At 43.6% G+C, this 17,095-nt stretch carries 17 protein-coding genes; 8 read left to right on the forward strand and 9 right to left on the reverse strand.

Features of this window, described 5'->3' with window-relative positions:
- Positions 1–24: 24 nt before the first annotated feature.
- The gene (locus ACO067_RS11970; RefSeq protein WP_421874389.1) at positions 25–2,463 is read right to left on the reverse strand and encodes a zinc-dependent metalloprotease; all 2,439 of its coding nucleotides are present in this window, start codon (positions 2,461–2,463) and stop codon (positions 25–27) included.
- 163 nt (positions 2,464–2,626) lie between these two features.
- On the opposite strand from ACO067_RS11970, the gene ACO067_RS11975 reads away from it, so the two are divergent.
- Positions 2,627–3,190 carry a 2'-5' RNA ligase family protein gene (locus tag ACO067_RS11975; RefSeq protein WP_421874391.1) on the forward strand — a complete coding sequence of 188 codons (564 nt, stop codon included), beginning with the start codon at positions 2,627–2,629 and terminating at the stop codon, positions 3,188–3,190.
- On the opposite strand, the gene ACO067_RS11980 is transcribed toward ACO067_RS11975, so the two are convergent.
- Positions 3,174–3,638: a DUF6702 family protein gene (locus ACO067_RS11980; RefSeq protein ID WP_421874393.1), complete on the reverse strand. Its 465-nt coding sequence runs from the start codon at positions 3,636–3,638 to the stop codon at positions 3,174–3,176. The genes ACO067_RS11975 and ACO067_RS11980 overlap by 17 nt on opposite strands.
- Positions 3,639–3,787: 149 nt before the next feature.
- Here ACO067_RS11980 and ACO067_RS11985 point away from each other — a divergent pair, with 149 nt between their 5' ends.
- From ACO067_RS11985 to ACO067_RS12000, 4 genes are all read left to right on the forward strand, one after another.
- Positions 3,788–4,021, forward strand: coding sequence for a hypothetical protein (locus ACO067_RS11985; protein WP_421874395.1), 234 nt, complete (start codon positions 3,788–3,790; stop codon positions 4,019–4,021).
- Positions 4,022–4,190: 169 nt separating this feature from the next.
- Complete coding sequence (locus ACO067_RS11990; protein WP_421874397.1) at positions 4,191–4,769, forward strand: HupE/UreJ family protein; 579 nt, start codon at positions 4,191–4,193, stop codon at positions 4,767–4,769.
- A 13-nt stretch (positions 4,770–4,782) separates the two neighbouring features.
- Positions 4,783–6,996, forward strand: a complete 2,214-nt coding sequence (locus ACO067_RS11995) for a M1 family metallopeptidase (protein ID WP_421874399.1) — start codon at positions 4,783–4,785, stop codon at positions 6,994–6,996.
- Positions 6,996–7,814, forward strand: coding sequence for a hypothetical protein (locus tag ACO067_RS12000; protein ID WP_421874401.1), 819 nt, complete (start codon positions 6,996–6,998; stop codon positions 7,812–7,814). The genes ACO067_RS11995 and ACO067_RS12000 overlap by 1 nt, the downstream gene beginning before the upstream one ends.
- Here ACO067_RS12000 and ACO067_RS12005 read toward each other — a convergent pair.
- A complete protein-coding gene (locus tag ACO067_RS12005) occupies positions 7,811–8,818 on the reverse strand; it encodes a potassium channel family protein (RefSeq protein ID WP_421874403.1) in 1,008 nt (335 codons plus the stop codon). The genes ACO067_RS12000 and ACO067_RS12005 overlap by 4 nt on opposite strands.
- A 74-nt stretch (positions 8,819–8,892) precedes the next feature.
- On the opposite strand from ACO067_RS12005, the gene ACO067_RS12010 reads away from it, so the two are divergent.
- Both ACO067_RS12010 and ACO067_RS12015 read left to right on the forward strand, forming a co-directional pair.
- Positions 8,893–9,564, forward strand: coding sequence for a hypothetical protein (locus ACO067_RS12010; RefSeq protein WP_421874405.1), 672 nt, complete (start codon positions 8,893–8,895; stop codon positions 9,562–9,564).
- A gap of 75 nt (positions 9,565–9,639) precedes the next feature.
- On the forward strand, positions 9,640–9,921 hold the full coding sequence (locus tag ACO067_RS12015) for a DUF427 domain-containing protein (protein ID WP_421874407.1): 282 nt from the start codon (positions 9,640–9,642) through the stop codon (positions 9,919–9,921).
- A gap of 37 nt (positions 9,922–9,958) precedes the next feature.
- Here the strand turns inward: ACO067_RS12015 and ACO067_RS12020 are convergent, their stop codons facing one another.
- Entirely contained in the window at positions 9,959–10,612 is a 654-nt protein-coding gene (locus tag ACO067_RS12020; RefSeq protein ID WP_421874409.1) for a LiaF transmembrane domain-containing protein, read from the reverse strand.
- A gap of 211 nt (positions 10,613–10,823) precedes the next feature.
- Here ACO067_RS12020 and ACO067_RS12025 point away from each other — a divergent pair, with 211 nt between their 5' ends.
- Positions 10,824–11,210, forward strand: a complete 387-nt coding sequence (locus tag ACO067_RS12025) for an Hsp20/alpha crystallin family protein (RefSeq protein ID WP_421874411.1) — start codon at positions 10,824–10,826, stop codon at positions 11,208–11,210.
- Between the two features lie 42 nt (positions 11,211–11,252).
- On the opposite strand, the gene ACO067_RS12030 is transcribed toward ACO067_RS12025, so the two are convergent.
- The 5 genes from ACO067_RS12030 to ACO067_RS12050 all read right to left on the reverse strand — a co-directional run bounded on the left by ACO067_RS12030 (position 11,253) and on the right by ACO067_RS12050 (position 17,089).
- On the reverse strand, positions 11,253–11,684 hold the full coding sequence (locus ACO067_RS12030; protein WP_421874413.1) for a hypothetical protein: 432 nt from the start codon (positions 11,682–11,684) through the stop codon (positions 11,253–11,255).
- Positions 11,685–12,367: 683 nt separating this feature from the next.
- A complete protein-coding gene (gene recG, locus ACO067_RS12035) occupies positions 12,368–14,461 on the reverse strand; it encodes an ATP-dependent DNA helicase RecG (protein ID WP_421874415.1) in 2,094 nt (697 codons plus the stop codon).
- A gap of 204 nt (positions 14,462–14,665) precedes the next feature.
- The gene (gene gldD / locus ACO067_RS12040) at positions 14,666–15,238 is read right to left on the reverse strand and encodes a gliding motility lipoprotein GldD (protein ID WP_421874418.1); all 573 of its coding nucleotides are present in this window, start codon (positions 15,236–15,238) and stop codon (positions 14,666–14,668) included.
- Positions 15,238–16,599, reverse strand: coding sequence for a gliding motility-associated protein GldE (gldE, locus tag ACO067_RS12045; RefSeq protein WP_421874420.1), 1,362 nt, complete (start codon positions 16,597–16,599; stop codon positions 15,238–15,240). Before gldE ends, gldD begins: the two co-directional genes overlap by 1 nt.
- A 22-nt stretch (positions 16,600–16,621) precedes the next feature.
- Entirely contained in the window at positions 16,622–17,089 is a 468-nt protein-coding gene (locus ACO067_RS12050; protein WP_421874423.1) for a single-stranded DNA-binding protein, read from the reverse strand.
- Positions 17,090–17,095 lie beyond the last annotated feature (6 nt).

Here is a 17,095-nt window from a genome sequence, read left to right on the forward strand (position 1 = left end):
AGAGAAGGTGACGAAACGTTCTCTTTAATTCGCACAATCCATACCGATCGGGCTACCGTCTGGCGGAGACAAAGGGTTTGGAATAGTAAAGTCACCAGGCTCTTCTTTGAACTGATCATACAAACTCAACACGTGATTGTTGTGTGCTTTGACCAGTAAGTCATTCGTTCGCATTCCCTTAATTTGTCCGACGATGTTGGCCAACTCTTGTGATGCGACAGCTTTGGTCATTTCTGTAGCACCTTTATCGGCAGCCAAATTCATCAAATGATAGATTAAACGCTTTTCGACTACCATTTTGATTTCCTTATTTAAACCAGAGGTGTACTTGCCATTCCAGGTGTGCTTGTACAGACTCACCATTAGGGCATCCCAACCCGGCAAAGCATCATACCGAAGGTTTTGCTGAATCATGCGCTCTATTCGCTCTGGTGTGAAAAGGAAGGAAAGGGTCATTTCAGCTGAAGTTTCCGCTGCGGCAATCGGGTCGAAGGTAACACCGGTATTGGATTTGAAGCTTTCCCTGGTTCGACCGTAGCCTGGTACTTTCGGGCTCAGCAAGTTGAGTAGATTGTTGGGGATACTCAGAAACTCAGGTGATAGTGTATTCACCAGAGCTTTCAATGCTTGATTTTGTTCGTCAGCGCTCACGGGTGATGGAAGCGGTAAATCATCTCCTTTTACTTTATAGCTATAGTTTAAACCCCCCACCATTTTGCTGGCACCTTCTATCTGGTAGCGATGAATGAAATACATTGGTACCAGTACTTCTTCTATGGAAGAAATCGGCTCACCTGTTTGAATGGCATTTTCTGAAAACTTGTTGAGCACAATCGAGCGAATAGTTGCCAACCGGTCAAGCTCCAATCCGGCATTGGTACCATTATCCCACAAATGAGCTTGCGCGTGTGCACCACTTCTGGGTCGGGCGTCACTGTCGTTGATGTATTGATAGCCTGCGGCAATCCATTCATTGATAATACCTTCAAGCTGCTGTTCTTCGTTATCCTGGAAATCCGTGTATCCATAGCGAATAGCGAATTGGTCCCACTCTCCAATGTTCACATCGTAAGCTTCTGACAGGTCAATTTTACCTTTTTCATCCAACTGGATGTAAGGATGCGGATAATCCATCACGGAGGCACGATCGTTGACGCTTGCCGCAAAATTGTGGTAAAGACCCAAAGTATGACCCACTTCGTGCGCCGAAAGCTGACGCAATCTGGCCAGAGCCATCTCCAACATTTCACCGGAAGGTTCTTTCCCTTCTTCATATGGCTGTAGTAGTCCAGTCGCGATTAGAAAATCCTGACGAATGCGCAAAGAGCCCAAAGACACATGGCCTTTAAGAATTTCTCCCGTACGTGGATCCACTACCGATGCTCCGTACGACCAACCCCGTGTAGATCGGTGTACCCACTGGATCACGTTGTAATGAATATCTAGAGGATCTGCAGAATCAGGAAGCACTTTTACCTGAAAGGCGTTTTTATATCCAGCTTTTTCGAATGCCTGATTCCACCAGCTGGCTCCTTCAATGAGTGCCGAACGAACTGGCTCAGGGGCACCCTTATCCACGTAATAGATGATGGGCTCTACTGGCTCACTAATCTCAGCATCCGGGTTTTTCTTCTCTAGTCGGTGACGAACAATAAATCGTTTGACCAATGACTCTTCGATTGGCGTGGCGTAATCCTGATAGGAAATGTTGTAATATCCAGCACGAGGATCAAACTTTCGTTTTTTGTAACCGTCATCGGGAAGCCGCACAAAAGAATGGTGCATGCGGACGGTCACCGCTTCTGCGCTTGGAGTCACCGATCTCAAGTAATATCCAGATGGAGTTCCTTTAAAGGTGATGGTGGCTTCAAATTCGCTATTGTCTATAAAATTCTTAGTTCTTGGTAGATAAACCGCCGAACGAGAGGCATCCAGTGAATAACTGCCCTGACCCGATCGCTTGATACTCTGGGCAACACCGTGAGCATCTGAAAGTAACATATCCGTTATATCAATCAGGATGCGTCCGTTTTCTTCTTTTTCAACTTTGAAACCCTGGATAATACTTTTCGCAAATGCTTCCTCTACAGAAAGCACCTCGTTTTGATTGTCACTTAGTGCGCGGTAGTCCTGATTTGGCTGAACCAGAAAAACTTTCGGGCCGCTACGCTCAAACCGAACTACGCGAGTATCGCCCAACTGGCCTCTGTCCAAACCGATATCATTGGACCCAACTCCAGCAGCCAGTGAGTTGACATACAAGAAGTCTTCACCAAGGTTGTCGATTTCAAGGAAAACTTTTCCTCCTTTCTCATCCCAGTAAAAATTGAAAAAGCCTTCGTACTTTTTGTACTTGGCCACAGTGCTGGAGTATGAACTGGAACTAGAAGATGCTGAAGGCGTGGTAGATGGCGAACAGGCAATAGCGATGATCGCGATCAATGCGAGGTACAAGTGTTTCATTTAATTGAATTTATATGGATCACTAAACCACAGCTGAACCCATCTGTGGCCGGACTGATAATTTACTAGTCAAAGATCAGTTTCATTAAAAACCGTGTGGGTAATTGCTTGTTTGACTTGAAGATTTATATTTTCGGAAAATTGAACAGGTGAATGGCAGGTTATGGATAGTAAAACCCAGCGTCTCTATTTTGTTGCATTGATTCCCCCAGAACCCATCAAGTCAGAGGTTTGGAAAATGAAGGAGGAAATCAGAGACACTTATGGATCGAAAGCAGCCCTGAAATCTATGGCCCACGTGACCTTGCATATGCCATTTACCTTTCGGGTGGACCGTGAAGACCGCATCATCGATAGTTTGATACATGCTGTGGAGGGAAAGAAACCTTTTGAGGTAATTCACGATGGTTTTGGCTGTTTTGAACCCAAAGTGATTTACGTGAATGTCGAGAAAACGGAACCATTGGAAATCCTAAAGGAAGAGGTGGTCCGACAAATGCGTCGTGACTTGAAAGTCAACAATGCAGATTATAAGAACTTACCGTTTCATCCACACATGACCATTGCTTTTAGAGATCTAAAAAAGCCGAACTTTCTCAATGCGTGGCCTACTTACGAAAATCGAGATTATTCCGCAAAATGGACCTGTCAATCCGTCTGCCTGCTGCGACATACCGGTAAGGAATGGGCTGTACTGGAGGAGGTTGGGTTTACTCTGGATAACTAGCCCTCACATCTGTCTCTGTCAGAATGTAGCTTTTCTTTTCGCCACCTATTTTGAAGTGAACCAGATTCTTTTGATCATCGTAGACTTCCGTCAGTATTGTATTGACTAGCGAGATTGATTCTAACTCAGCAACTGCCGTCACTTCCAAATAACACCAGATTACATCGTCTTCTATTTCACCTCCCAGATAGTCATAGTTGGTTTTATTTCCATTTACGGCAATCGTGAAGTTCTTCTCGAAATAGCTCTGGAGATACTCATGAGTTTGGAGGGAGTCTTCCATCATCACAAAATCCGAATCGCCATTTTCTTGCGATACTCCATTTTCCAAATCATCAATAAAGATGCGTTGGGAGATTTGCACGGCTTTTGACGAGTCATTGTAAACGACCTCACAGACACTTACATGATAAGGGTGCAGCAATATGGATAATAGGATCAAAAACATATTCAACGTTTAATTATTGGCAATCTAGAATGAAAGCGCCTCAAGCCAAAATTCCAACTCAATCTGATCTGTGAATGAATCTGTTTCTAAATAACACAAAATTCATTATTTTGATAGCAGATTAGTACCAGCCTAAAACATCAGCCTCTATGTCTAAAACGATTCACAAGCACCTTGTGGGGTCACCTGTTGTGTCTATTCTGAACCCTGCACATGTCATGTTAGTTCGAGAAGTAATCCAGAAACGAGACGGGGAAGACTATCTCTGCTCGTATGTGACAGATGATGGTAAAATTTGCAACACTGTTTTCTGTGGAGCTGACCTTCGTAGTTTATATTCCACAATGAAGCAGGAAGAGTTAAGCAGTAGCAGTACAACCTAAATCTACCGTTTACCGTCCATCAAATTTTGAAGTTAGGAATTCTGCTATGCTGTTCAGTTTGAATATTTTCGCATCAAATGTTTCAATAGACTGATGTGATCAGGTTTGATGCCTGTGTGAAAACAGTTTATTGTCTTTGCGGATTATTTGTGCCATTAGGCACTAGCATATGACAGACTTTCAAACTTTCTACCAACTTGGGTTAGAACACATTTTGGACAAAAACGGGTATGATCACATTATTTTTGTGATTGCGCTTTGTGCCCTGTATCAGGCTGAGGACTGGAAACGAGTGCTTGTGCTCGTTACTTCTTTTACTCTTGGCCACTCTATCACACTAGCCCTTTCTACCTTTTCCATTATTAGTATTGATTCTGACCTAGTGGAGTTTTTGATTCCTGTCACCATTTTTATCACGGCTTTCGCCAACCTGTTTACTAAACCAGACGGGCATAAGGTAAGCATTCGCAATTATGCATTTGCTGGCTTTTTTGGCCTAATCCATGGATTGGGGTTCTCTAATTATCTTAAAAGTCTCCTGGGACGAGATGAATCTATCGTCACCCAACTTTTCGCCTTTAACATTGGTTTGGAAGTTGGGCAGATCATCATTGTGGCGGTGCTGCTTGCTGCCGGTTTTTTAGTGGTAGGTATTGCTGGTGTGAGCCAGAGAGATTGGAAGATAACCATTTCTGCCGCAGTGGCTGGGATTGCCCTGGTTCTCATTATTGAATCGAATTATTTTTAAAATAAACGAACATATGTTGAAACGACTATCCGTAATAACAACCCTGGCACTCGCTATCTGCTGGCAGGCTACTGCACAGGCAGACACTGAGTGGAAGCAAAAGTTTGAGCAATTGGGAGCAATGCTTCCTACGCCAAATACGTACCGTACGGCATCAGGAGCTCCTGGTAAGGACTACTGGCAGATGCAAGCTGATTTCAAAATGGCTGTTGAGTTGGATGACACGAACCAGCGAATTACTGGTCAGGAAACGATCACTTACTACAACAACTCCCCGGATCCGCTGGATTATCTATGGGTCCAACTAGATCAAAACATGCGCGCGGATGATTCGAACACGCCTCTTGCAAGCGCACGTGACTATGATGACACGCTCAACGTAAAGGACTACTATAGCTTGGCTGGAACGCCTGGTTTTGATGGCGGTTTTAATATCGAGTCAGTAAAATCTACCACTGGGGCTAACTTGAGGTATACGATCAACAAGACCATGATGCGTGTAGACTTACCGAAAGCATTGCAACCTGGTGATAAAGTGTCTTTCGATATAGCCTGGAACTTCTTCATCAACGACCGAATGGCAGATGGAGGTCGTTCAGGTTTGGAATACTTCCCGGAGGAGGACAATTACCTGTACACCATTGCACAGTTCTTCCCAAGAATGGCTGTCTACTCAGATAATGAAGGCTGGCAAAATAAACAGTTCCTTGGTTCAGGTGAGTTTGCTCTCAGCTTTGGCTCTTATGAAGTGGCCATTACAGTACCAGAAGACTTTATTGTAGGCTCTACAGGAACACTCCAAAACCCTAAGGATGTTTTGACGAAGGAGCAAATGTCACGTCTTGATAAGGCTAAAAAGACATTTGACAATCCGGTCATGATCGTATCTGAGGAGGAGGCCAGAGCCAATGAGCAAACTAAGGCCACCGGTAAGAAGACCTGGGTGTTTCAGGCTGACAGCATTCGGGACTTTGCCTTTGCTGCATCCAGAAAATTCATATGGGATGCCATGGCTGTAGACATCAACGGCAAAACACCTTTGGCCATGTCATATTACCCAAAAGAGGGAAATCCACTTTGGGAAGAGTACTCCACTCGGGTGGTTGCACAGACACTCAAAACGTATTCCAAATACACTATTGACTATCCATACAGCAAGGCGATTTCTGTTCACACTGCATCTATTGGTATGGAGTATCCGATGATCTGTTTTAACTATGGTCGTCCGGATGATGATGGCACTTACAGTGACAGAACGAAATATGGGATGATCGGTGTGATCATTCACGAGGTAGGACACAACTTCTTCCCGATGATCATCAACTCAGACGAACGTCAGTGGACCTGGATGGACGAGGGGTTAAATACCTTTGTACAGTATCTGACAGAAAAAGATTTTGAGGTGTCTTTTGGTGAAGACTTCCCAAGCAGAAGAGGTCCGGCAGATAAAATCGTTCCTTACATGAGCGGCGAAAGAGGATTGTTCCGACCGATCATGACTAACTCGGAGCAACTTCTACAGTTTGGAAACAATGCCTATGCAAAACCAGCCACTGCACTGAATGTGCTGAGAGAAGTGGTGATGGGACCAGAGCTTTTTGATTATGCGTTCAAAAAATATGCGGAGCGATGGGCATTTAAGAATCCTAGTCCGGCAGATTTCTTCCGAACGATGGAAGATGCCTCTGCAGTGGATCTGGACTGGTTTTGGAGAGGGTGGTTCTACAGCACTGATGCTGTGGATGTGAATGTGGCCAATGTGGAGTGGTACAAAATGGCTAATGAAGACAATCAACTGGAAACCAAAATCAAAAACAGTAAGGACCTTTCAAACAATAACTCTCAGATCAACGATGTGCCTAAGCCGATGGGTTATGAGGATGCCTCATATCGGGAGTTTAAAAATAAGCTGGACGAGGCTGCTCTGAGACAAGACATGTCTGGGAAAAACTTCTATAAGGTTACATTTAAGAATGAAGGAGGGTTGGTGATGCCGTTGATACTGGAGTGGACCTACGAAGATGGCTCTAAAGAAATGGAGAAATTACCGGCAGAAATCTGGAGAAGAAATGAGCAGGAAGTGACCAAACTTTTCGTAAAGGACAAAAAAGTGGTTAGCTTAACCTACGATCCATTTGAGGAAACTGCTGATGTGAACACCTCAGATAACACATTCCCTCGAGTGGACGAACCTTCACGTTTCGAGAAATTTAAAAGTAAGAAATAATGAAAAAGCTCCCTCTCCTGACCCTAATTGCACTCCTGGCTCTAGCATCTTGTAAATCTAGTAATAGCAACAGTGAGTTTTCAGATGACTTTGGAGACAAAGTAAAAACGGAAGTGGTTGTTTACAACAATCCTCCTGCCGAAGGCTTCAATGCCGAAGAATCTTCACCGTTTGCTGTGGTGCTTGCAGACCAGGTGATGCATGCGATGGGTGGACGTGAGGCCTGGGACAAGACCAACGTGCTTTACTGGAATTTCTTCGGAGCCAGGACATTACTGTGGGATAAGGAAAACAATCGAGTAAGAATCGACATTCCCGGAAAGGAGATGGTAATGGCTCTCAATATGGATGACATGAGTGGTAAAGTATGGCAGGGAGGCGAAGAATTACAAAACGCTGATTCTGTGACGAAGTACCTGGAGCAGGGAAAACGTATCTGGATTAACGATTCGTATTGGCTGGTGATGCCGTTCAAAATGAAAGATTCAGGAGTAACACTTTTTTATGTCGGTGAAGACACCACTATGGCTGGCGTGAAAGCCGATGTGGTACGCATGACGTTTGACAATGTAGGCGTCACGCCGGACAATGCATATGAAGTTTGGATCGACTATGATAACAAGCTGGTGCAGCAGTGGGCGTATTACAGCAAGGCCGAAAACCCAGAGCCTAACTTTGTCCTACCATGGACGGACTACAAAGAGTACGGCAAGATTTTGCTTTCGGGTGAGCGTGGCGAAAGAGACCTGACAGATATACAAGTGTTGAAAAAAGCGCCGAAAGGGGCTTTTGAATCGCCAGAACCACTTCAGCTTTAGCTGATTCGGTCTTCGATCGCTTGACGATTTTCAGGGGTAGTCATCAATATGAGTTGGCTACCCTTTTTTAATTCTCTATCCTGCTGGGGGATGTAATCATATGCACCATCTTCCCGCACAGCCAGGAGCAGTGTGTGCTGGTATTTTTCCAGGTTAAGGTCTGCAATTTTTCTTCCAGAGTATTTTTCTCCCACTTTTACTTCCTCTATACGTGTGCTGATGGAGCTATTTCTAGTCATGTCATCCAGAAAAGAAGTGACCGACGGGTGCATCATCTCAGAAGCCATCCGAATGCCTCCAATGTGATTGGGTGAAATGATATTGTCTGCCCCGGCGCGTTTGAGTTTGTTGGTAAGGTTGACATCTTTGGAGCGAACGACGATCTTGATGGAAGAACTCAGCTGTCTTGCCGTAAGGCAAATGACCAGGTTGGTATTGTCCTCTCGTGTACAAATAAAAATTCCTTTGGCGGTTTCAATACTGAGACTATTCAAAAACTCCTCTTCAGTACAGTCCCCAACTAACCAGGGTAGTTCTGACAATTCCTCCGGTAGGTCTTCGAGGTTGTCCTGTTCGATATCTGCCAGCACTACGGCTCTGCGAGTGATGGCCAGTTCTTCGGCAATAGTCCGGCCCACCCTGCCCAGACCACAGACGATGTAGTGGTCCTCCATTTTGCTAATTTTCTTTTCCATTTTTCTTTTATAAAAACTCCTTCGAATGTCACCTTCTATGAATAAAGCGGCGAGGTTTGAAATGAAATAGGTAAAAATACCAATACCTGAAAAAGCCACAAAAACGGTAAACATCCTACCAGCGGGTGAACCACTCAGATCGATTACTTCGTGGAAACCGATAGTGGTCAGCGTCAAAGTAGTCATGTAAAAGGCATTGATCCAGTCTCCGCCGCTGAAGTAAGCAAAGCCCACCGTTCCGATAAGGATGATGGTCAGGAACAAAAGCCCAGCTAATTTGATTCTACGTAATACATCTATTAACCACATAGTCTCGTTATTATTAACACTAAATTTAGAGCAATTCTGATAGTATGTTGAGAATATATTTACTGACTCTAATCATGTCCCCAGTGTCCCTTTTGGCACAGACTGGAATGGGCATACTTGAAAAACACCTGGAAGCTTACGGTCAGGAGGAGTGGAACCAGGTAAGAACTGCTTCAGTGGATGGTAAGTGGGTAGATGAGGATTATCATGCTTATGACATGAAGCTGACCATGAAGCAGCCTGATAAGATTCGGCTGGAAGGAAGTTATAAAGGTCAGAAATATGTGGAAGCATACGATGGTCTGGTGGCCTGGATCATAGCTCCTTGGAAGGATAGCTATGAAGTACTCCGAATGGATGATAGTGAAGAACTTGTGGTCCGAAATGTTTTCAGCTTTGGAAGCCCACTTTATGCACCGCGGGAGCATTTGCAGTTTACGGGGCTCATGGACATGGAAGGCGTTTTGTATAACACATTTACATTGGAGGAAGGGAATTATAAGAAAGTCTTTTACCTGGACCGAGACAATCACCGGCTCTACTATGAGTTGATCGAAAGTAAGTTTGGCAAGGAAACGGTCTCTGTCCTAAAAGTTATTGATAAGTATAAAGTTTACGGTCCGATGCTGGTCCCGACTTCAGTGATTTTTGAAGGGTTGGGTGAGAATCGGGAATTCGTTTTTGATGAAGTTTATCTAGGCACAGGAGCAAATGATGCCATTTTCAGTTATCCCAAAGGTCAGTAAAAGGACATTCCTGGTTTTAGTCTGAATCAATTAGGGGCTTATGGTTGTTCACCTAAAGCAACAACTAAAAATCTTATGAAAGCCTATTGGAACGACACACTTCTGGCTGAAAGCGATGATACGATTGTAGTAGAGGGAAATCATTATTTTCCACCAGATTCCATCAATCAGGAGTTTTTCAAAGAAAGCACCACGCATACCGTTTGTCCCTGGAAGGGAACCGCGAGCTACTACACCGTGCAGGTAAACGATCAACAAAACAAAGATGCAGCCTGGTTCTATCCTGAAACCAAAGAATTGGCTAACAAAATCAAAGGATATGTGGCTTTTTGGAAAGGTGTGGAGGTAAAAGAGTAGCCTGATCTAGTTGTCATCAACAGATCAGGCACCCGATTTATTTAGCACTTTTTAAGGATCCGCCACCAAATAGGGCAAAGCCTTTCACGTATATTTTGTAATCGGTCTTCGCGTTGGATGATTCGCGTTTGTCGTCAAAGGCACCGAATATAGAAGTGGTATCAATGATCATGTCCCACTCTGGTGGTGCTATGATGTCACACCCGCCAAACATGGTGAAAACCTGGATGGTAGCGCCATCCACAGGTTTGGATTCGCGTAAGTCGATGGTGGAGCCACCAAAAATATTGGTGGATTTACCTCCTTCAAAATTCTGACTGGTAATGCGTTTGTTACTGCCACCGAAAATATTGATATCATCAAAATAATTTTCGCTGGTGCCACTTACCCCGCTGGCTTTGTTTTTAATGATAAAAGATATACCAACGGCTACAATGATCAATGGCCAGTAATCTTCAAAGTCCACATAATAGTAGCGATCCAGTGTAAAAAAGGCCCAGATGACCAGGAAAATGAAAGCTGGTTTTCGGTTGCCGGAAAACAGGTTGATTACGGCAATGACCAAAAAGATATTAGCCCAGTGAAAAACATAATGTGGCAATCCTGGTATCAAATGAAGGTTGTCCAGCAGTAGGACCAAACCAACCAGAACCAGAATAATGCCTAGCAGGGTTCGACGTTTTGTTTCCATAGAGTTGATTGTTTAGGTTAGACTGTAAAAAAAGGTATTTCAAGTTAGATCTTTTATTCTATAGTGATGAACTGTTGGAAATTGTTACTGAAGTGTAAATACGACAAAATGACCTGGAGGTTGGCGAACATAGTCAATCTGACATGGTTATATAATCGTAAGTATTTGGTACGGCATTTGTAAGTACTGAATTCAACGAAAGGAGAAAGCTATGAGAGTAGAAGATAGAATACTAATCAAAAACCTGGCTCAAACGGCTGAAATTGTCAATACCATTAACGGCGGGATGACCCAGGCGAGCATGCTCGTGGATAAAGGAGAGGATGAATGGACCGTGATGGTTCGTGTTCCTGGCGTGAGTCCTGAGCGAATGAAGATAGAAGTTCGAGATGGTCAGCTATTCATTTTTCATGTAATGGCTGATGAAAATGCTGCAGCTGTAGAGTTGCCTTTCATGCTGGCGGCTCTGGCATTGGATAAGCGTGTAGACTTTGACGGCATCATGGCCGAGTATGAAGACAAGGAGCTTTATATTCATCTGCCGCTAGATGAAGAAGCTAATGGGTACGAAAGGGAAATAGAAATTTTTAAGCGTTAATTCAGAGTCATCTCGAATGTATTTCGGGATCTTCGCAGTTGCTTATCTGTTTAACAATTTTAAAACGAGTTTTTCTAAATCCTTCTTTTTGAGTTTTGAGATGACTGAGGTTTTGTCTCCAGACTCAGAGAGAAGGATTTTTACTTCCTCATCATCAAAATATTCCTTTAGTAAATCAGAAGGACCATTGGTGGGCACACCAAAAGTATCGATCTCATCAATCGCCGTGGATAGGATCTCCCTGCCTTTGCGTTTGCACGACTCCACCGGTTTGTATTGGGAGTTGCTGTCTCTCAGTGCCCAGGACGAATAGTCGATCTTTAACTGATCAATTTGCTTCACCTTTGGGCTATCTTCTCCAAATATTCTTGTTAGGATAGAAATAGACGAACTTTTCCAGGCTTCCAGATCAAAGTCTTCTGCTTCCAGTTTATCGATTTGTTTTTCAAGGAGTTTGACGAATTGTTTTTTCATCTGACTGTCTATGAGTGATTAATCGGAAGTTAAAGATGTTTGGTTAATTATCGTTGAACATTGTTTAAACATTAAGCAAACCCGTTATTTTTAAGGCATGAGGATTATTGTTATTATTCTTCTTTTTATAGGCTTGATAGCTCTTGAAAGTTGTTACTGCGGGTGGAATGGAAATGGAGCGGATTGTCAAATAAGATGTGCTCAATTTGATGACTATTCAGTAATCGTTGGGGAGGTCTCAAAAAGTGGAAGAGCATGGGAAACAGTTGAAGTTGATAGCATCAAGAATACTATCTAGCTTTCTTACTTTTTAGCTATAGATGAATATTATTTAACAATTGAAATGATGGTTTCAGAAGATTCATTTCTTCTGGATTCAATAAACTCCTATGTCCAGGATAGAAACGATTTTTCAAAGTGTTACTTTGATACCCATTCTTTTTCCATTCGTGATTTTGATATTAACCCAAATGAATGCTGTGAAAATAATCCAAATGGATGTATTTACGCATCAACACCGGGTGAGCTAAGAGCTAATTTTGTGGGAGACATCTTATGTGGAAATGATCCAATCAAATTCAAACTCCAAACTAACTTTCAAACCGTGGAGGACGAAAGTTGTGAATGTTAAATAGTGCTCGTCATACACCGATTCACTGATCACCGGTCTACCCATTCACTGACTAACTAATCCGACTCCAATTCACCGTTCCCTTTCGCTGGGCATCCACTTGCCTTCGGATCAATGCGTTTTCTGGAGCGATCAAATCAGGATCTTTGTTCAAAACTTCTGTAGCTACTGACCTGGCTAGTTTCAGAATCTCTGTGTCTTTTCCCAGATCAGAAATCATCAAATCCATCAACCCACTTTGCTGAGTGCCCATCAGATCACCCGGTCCGCGAAGTTTCAAGTCTACTTCGGCTATTTTGAATCCATCCGTTGTATCTACCATGGTTTGCACCCGGGTTTTTGCTTCGGTGGTTAGCTTGTTTCCCGTCATGAGAATACAGAATGACTGCTCAGCTCCACGTCCCACTCGTCCTCTGAGCTGGTGCAGTTGCGACAAACCAAAACGCTCCGCGTTTTCAATCACCATAATCGATGCGTTTGGGACATTCACCCCAACTTCAATTACCGTAGTAGCCACCATGATGTGCGTTTCGCCTTTCACAAAGCGCTGCATTTCCCATTCTTTGTCTTCCGCCTTCATGCGCCCATGAACGATAGAAAGCTGCAAGTTGGGAAACCGACGACTGATGCTTTCATATCCATCCATCAAATCTTTGAGATCTAAAGTAGAGGACTCCTCAATGAGCGGATAGACGATGTACACCTGACGGCCTTTTTCAATTTCCTTTTCGATGAATCCAAACATTTTCAGTCGATGGCTATCCCGCATGTGGTAGGTTTTAATAGGTTTTCGACCTGCCGGCAATTCATCAATCACCGAAATGTCCAGGTCCCCATAAAGCGTCATGGCCAGAGTTCTTGGGATGGGAGTAGCAGTCATCACCAGGATGTGTGGATGGTTTTTATTTCCTTTTTTCCAAAGGCGAGCACGCTGAGCCACACCAAATCGGTGTTGCTCGTCAATCACGGCCAAACCAAGATTCTTGAATTTTACATTATCTTCCAGCAAAGCATGCGTACCTACGACAATAGGCAGGTCGCCGCTCTGAAGCATTTGGTCGATCACTTTACGCTCCGACTTTTTGCTAGACCCAGTAAGACGGGCAATATGCAGCCCTAGTAAATCAGCGTATTCCTTTAATCCTTTGAAGTGCTGTTCCGCAAGGATTTCGGTTGGAGCCATGAAGGCGCACTGCGTTCCATTGCTGATGGCGATTAGCATACTGAGGAACGCGACCATCGTTTTACCACTACCTACATCACCTTGTACCAGACGGTTCATTTGTTTGCCGGAGCGGAAATCCTGATAAACTTCTTTCACTACGCGTTTTTGTGCACCAGTGAGCTCAAACGGCAAGTGCTCTTTATAGTAAGTGTTTAGTAGTTCACTATTGTTAAACCGAATGCCTGGAAACGAATCGATTCGGGTAATCTTGAGTTTGAGGAGGCGCAGCTGGATGTAGAAAAGCTCTTCGAACTTGAGTCGGTATCGGGCTTTCTGTAGTTCCGGACCGGTTTTGGGAAAGTGAATCTGAATTAGCGCAGACTTTTTGTCCATCAACTTGTATTGCTGGATAATCTGAGGAGGCAAAGTTTCATTGATGTGGTTGACCGCATCGATCAGCAGCATCTTCATCATCTTGTTGATGGTTTTGCTATCAATGAACTTGCGTTTCAGCTTTTCAGTGGTATTGTAAACTGGTTGGAGATAACTTCCTTGTCTGGATTTTTCAGTGAGCGGTTCCACTTCCGGGTGAGCGATGTTGTATTTACTCCCGAATCGAGAGGGCTTTCCGAAAACGATGTAAGGAATACCGATTCCTAGTCTGCCTTGTACCCATTTGATGCCCTGAAACCAGACCAGTTCTACAGTCCCTGTTTCATCGCCAAAAACACCCACCAGCCGTTGCTTTCTCCCAACACCAATAGTCTGAAACGAAATGAATTTCCCAATGATCTGAATGAATGGCTGGTCTTCGCGGATTTGGTTGACTTTGTAAAACTTGGTGCGGTCCTCGTACCGAAAGGGATAGTACTGGATCAGGTCTGCATACTTAAATATGCCTAACTCTTTATTGAGCAACTCGGCCCGCTGAGGTCCAACTCCTTTTAGGAATTCAATACTTCGCTCAAAAAAAGATTGCATGCCGCTAAATTAACCTTTAGTGAAGTAATTGAGTAAGAGATTGATTATCTAAAGTATTATGAAAAAGAGGTTAATAAGCCCCATCAATCTCCCGCGGAAAAACTTGAGTCCTTGAGAAGTGAAATACGCTTAGGTATAGAGAGTGGTTATAGCGAAAGATCTATATCAGATACTATTAAGGAACATCTAGATAAATAGTTTCAATTATTCCCACTTCAAGGTTTCCAGCAGATGCAAAGCATCTTCTTTCATCCATCGGATCACTGGAGCAAGCGAATCGTTTTTGGTGGCCGTTTTGAAATATAAGGCACCTCGCAAAAAGTGCATGCTACTATCCGAGACATGAAACTGTAGCTGAGTTGGCACTTCACCCTCTAGTTCTGTGAAGGAGGCATAATCTCCATTAGGAAGCTGAAGTACTTTTTCTTCGATTGCATAAGCTTTCACATTGTGCTGAGCTGTGAGCTTATAGGAATCGCTGTAGTATTCCTGCATCAACTGATCCTGATTTTTGATCGGTTTGTAAGTCAGCTGGATAGTCGCATCTAGTTCAGGATAGTACACATCGATCCAGTAGCGCTCGGAGATCCACGAACTGTCTTTTACAATTTTTGCATGGCTGGAATATTCAAACCAGTAGGGAAAGGTATCTGCCAGAGTTTGGTAATCATGTGAGGGCAAGTCGATGCGATTATAACCCATTGGCTTGGGCATGTAATCGGAGGATCCACAGCTTACCAATGTCAAAATGGAAACAATAACAATCCAGTACTTCATCAGTCTTCAAATTCTTTTACCGTTCCTACTTTCTCAGAGGAGATGAATACCCTAACGCGTTTGATACGTTTTTGGTCTACCGCTACCACCGTAAATAAGAAATGGCGGAAGTTGATTTTCTCTCCAGCGTGGGGCAGTTTAGTGTTCAGCTCTAGTAGCAAACCTCCGAGGGATTCACTCTCACGTTTCACCTGATCAAAACTAGCAGCATCTTCACCCGTAATTTTACAGAAGTCATTCAACGATGTTTTCCCTTCAAAGATGTACGTATTCGCGTCCAGCTTATTGTAGGCAATATCATTGTCCTCATCAAACTCATCGTTGATCTCACCAACGATCTCCTCAATCACATCTTCCAGAGTAGTCAAGCCTGAAATGCCACCGTACTCGTCCACCACAATGGCCATGTGCACTTGCTTTTCCTGAAAGTCCTTGAACAAGTCATCGATTTTCTTACTCTCAGGCACAAAGAATGCAGGTCTTAAGAGTGTTTGCCATTGGAAGTCTTCTGTTTTATCCAGATGAGGGAGCAGGTCTTTGATGTACAGAATACCATCTATTTTATCGATAGTTTCAGTATAAATAGGAATTCGGGAATACCCCGTTTTATTCACCTTGTCCATCAGATCGTGAAAGTCTGTCTCAATATCAATCGCTGTGATGTCTATTCTTGACTTCATCACCTGCTTGACAGAAAGTGTGCTGAAATTCACTATACCTTTCAGCATGTCTTTTTCTTCCTCGGTGGCTTCCTTCTCAGCTGTTATTTCCAGTGCATGGTTGATTTCATCTACCGAAAGATTGTACCCTTTACGCTCGATGTTTTTTTCGATCACATTACTCAGAGTCATAAGCAACCAGGAGATGGGCCTCAAAATCCGATCAGAAAAAGAAAGAATAGGAGCGGTAAACCTGGCAAAGCTCATAGCATTGTGATTGGCATATACCTTTGGCACAATCTCACCAAAGAAGATAATGAGCACAGTAATCGAAACAGTAAGTACCACTATCACTATTCCTCCGGCATCTTTACTTCCCACCACTCGCCAGGTGGCAAACGTGGAAATGGTCACAATGAAGATATTCACCAGGTTATTCAATATCAGAATAGTCGCTAAAAGTCGCTTCGGATCCAGAACCAGCCGTGTAATGTGCTGGTCGTTTTTGGCCGGTGAATTTTTAGCTTCTTGTATTTGATCATGAGTCAATGAAAAGAAAGCTACTTCAGACCCAGAAACCAAACCGGAAACCAGTAGTAACAATAGAATCCCGACCCCATTGATCAGATAGAATGAAATGGGAAGCTGTGAAATTGCCAGAAAAATGATCGAGGGATAAGGATCGTCTAGTGCCGTCTCCAAATAGGTGTAGTTTAGTTAAACATCAAAAAGGCAGATCATCAGTCGCATCCTCGTCTACCGGAGAATCCATTGAAGAGCTACCACCTTGAGTACTACTTGCTGTACTTGCCGGTTGAGCTTGATTTTCCATACCCATGCCACCGGAGTTTCCACCGCTGCTTCTGCTGCCCAGCATGGTCATGTTATCACCAACCACTTCTGTGGTGTATCGAGTGATTCCGTCCTTTTCCCAGGAACGGGTTCTGAGTTTTCCTTCTATGTAAACCTGGTCGCCTTTTTTGAGGTACTTTTCAGCTACTTCTGCAAGACCTCTCCAAAGAACAATGTTGTGCCATTCGGTTTGCTCACGACGCTCGCCAGTTGTGCGGTCCTTGTATGTTTCTGAAGTGGCAATCGGGAAACTGGTGACCACAGCACCGCTTTCTAAATGACGTACTTCTGGGTCTTTACCCAAATTACCTACCAAGATTACTTTGTTAACTCCTGCCATGAACTA

The sequence above is a fragment of the Marinoscillum sp. genome, assembly GCF_965229915.1.
In the GTDB taxonomy this organism is placed as follows: domain Bacteria; phylum Bacteroidota; class Bacteroidia; order Cytophagales; family Cyclobacteriaceae; genus Marinoscillum.

Bases quoted from the DNA above. Each gene is read 5' to 3' on its own strand.
- ACO067_RS12005 (WP_421874403.1), bottom strand. From the start codon at position 8,818: ATGTGGTTAATAGATGTATTACGTAGAATCAAATTAGCTGGGCTTTTG.
- recG (WP_421874415.1), bottom strand. From the start codon at position 14,461: ATGCAATCTTTTTTTGAGCGAAGTATTGAATTCCTAAAAGGAGTTGGA.
- ACO067_RS12050 (WP_421874423.1), bottom strand. From the start codon at position 17,089: ATGGCAGGAGTTAACAAAGTAATCTTGGTAGGTAATTTGGGTAAAGAC.
- ACO067_RS11995 (WP_421874399.1), top strand. From the start codon at position 4,783: ATGTTGAAACGACTATCCGTAATAACAACCCTGGCACTCGCTATCTGC.
- ACO067_RS12010 (WP_421874405.1), top strand. From the start codon at position 8,893: ATGTCCCCAGTGTCCCTTTTGGCACAGACTGGAATGGGCATACTTGAA.
- ACO067_RS11970 (WP_421874389.1), bottom strand. From the start codon at position 2,463: ATGAAACACTTGTACCTCGCATTGATCGCGATCATCGCTATTGCCTGT.
- ACO067_RS12000 (WP_421874401.1), top strand. From the start codon at position 6,996: ATGAAAAAGCTCCCTCTCCTGACCCTAATTGCACTCCTGGCTCTAGCA.
- ACO067_RS11985 (WP_421874395.1), top strand. From the start codon at position 3,788: ATGTCTAAAACGATTCACAAGCACCTTGTGGGGTCACCTGTTGTGTCT.
- ACO067_RS11990 (WP_421874397.1), top strand. From the start codon at position 4,191: ATGACAGACTTTCAAACTTTCTACCAACTTGGGTTAGAACACATTTTG.
- ACO067_RS12015 (WP_421874407.1), top strand. From the start codon at position 9,640: ATGAAAGCCTATTGGAACGACACACTTCTGGCTGAAAGCGATGATACG.
- ACO067_RS11980 (WP_421874393.1), bottom strand. From the start codon at position 3,638: ATGTTTTTGATCCTATTATCCATATTGCTGCACCCTTATCATGTAAGT.
- ACO067_RS12020 (WP_421874409.1), bottom strand. From the start codon at position 10,612: ATGGAAACAAAACGTCGAACCCTGCTAGGCATTATTCTGGTTCTGGTT.
- ACO067_RS11975 (WP_421874391.1), top strand. From the start codon at position 2,627: ATGGATAGTAAAACCCAGCGTCTCTATTTTGTTGCATTGATTCCCCCA.
- ACO067_RS12030 (WP_421874413.1), bottom strand. From the start codon at position 11,684: ATGAAAAAACAATTCGTCAAACTCCTTGAAAAACAAATCGATAAACTG.
- ACO067_RS12025 (WP_421874411.1), top strand. From the start codon at position 10,824: ATGAGAGTAGAAGATAGAATACTAATCAAAAACCTGGCTCAAACGGCT.
- gldD (WP_421874418.1), bottom strand. From the start codon at position 15,238: ATGAAGTACTGGATTGTTATTGTTTCCATTTTGACATTGGTAAGCTGT.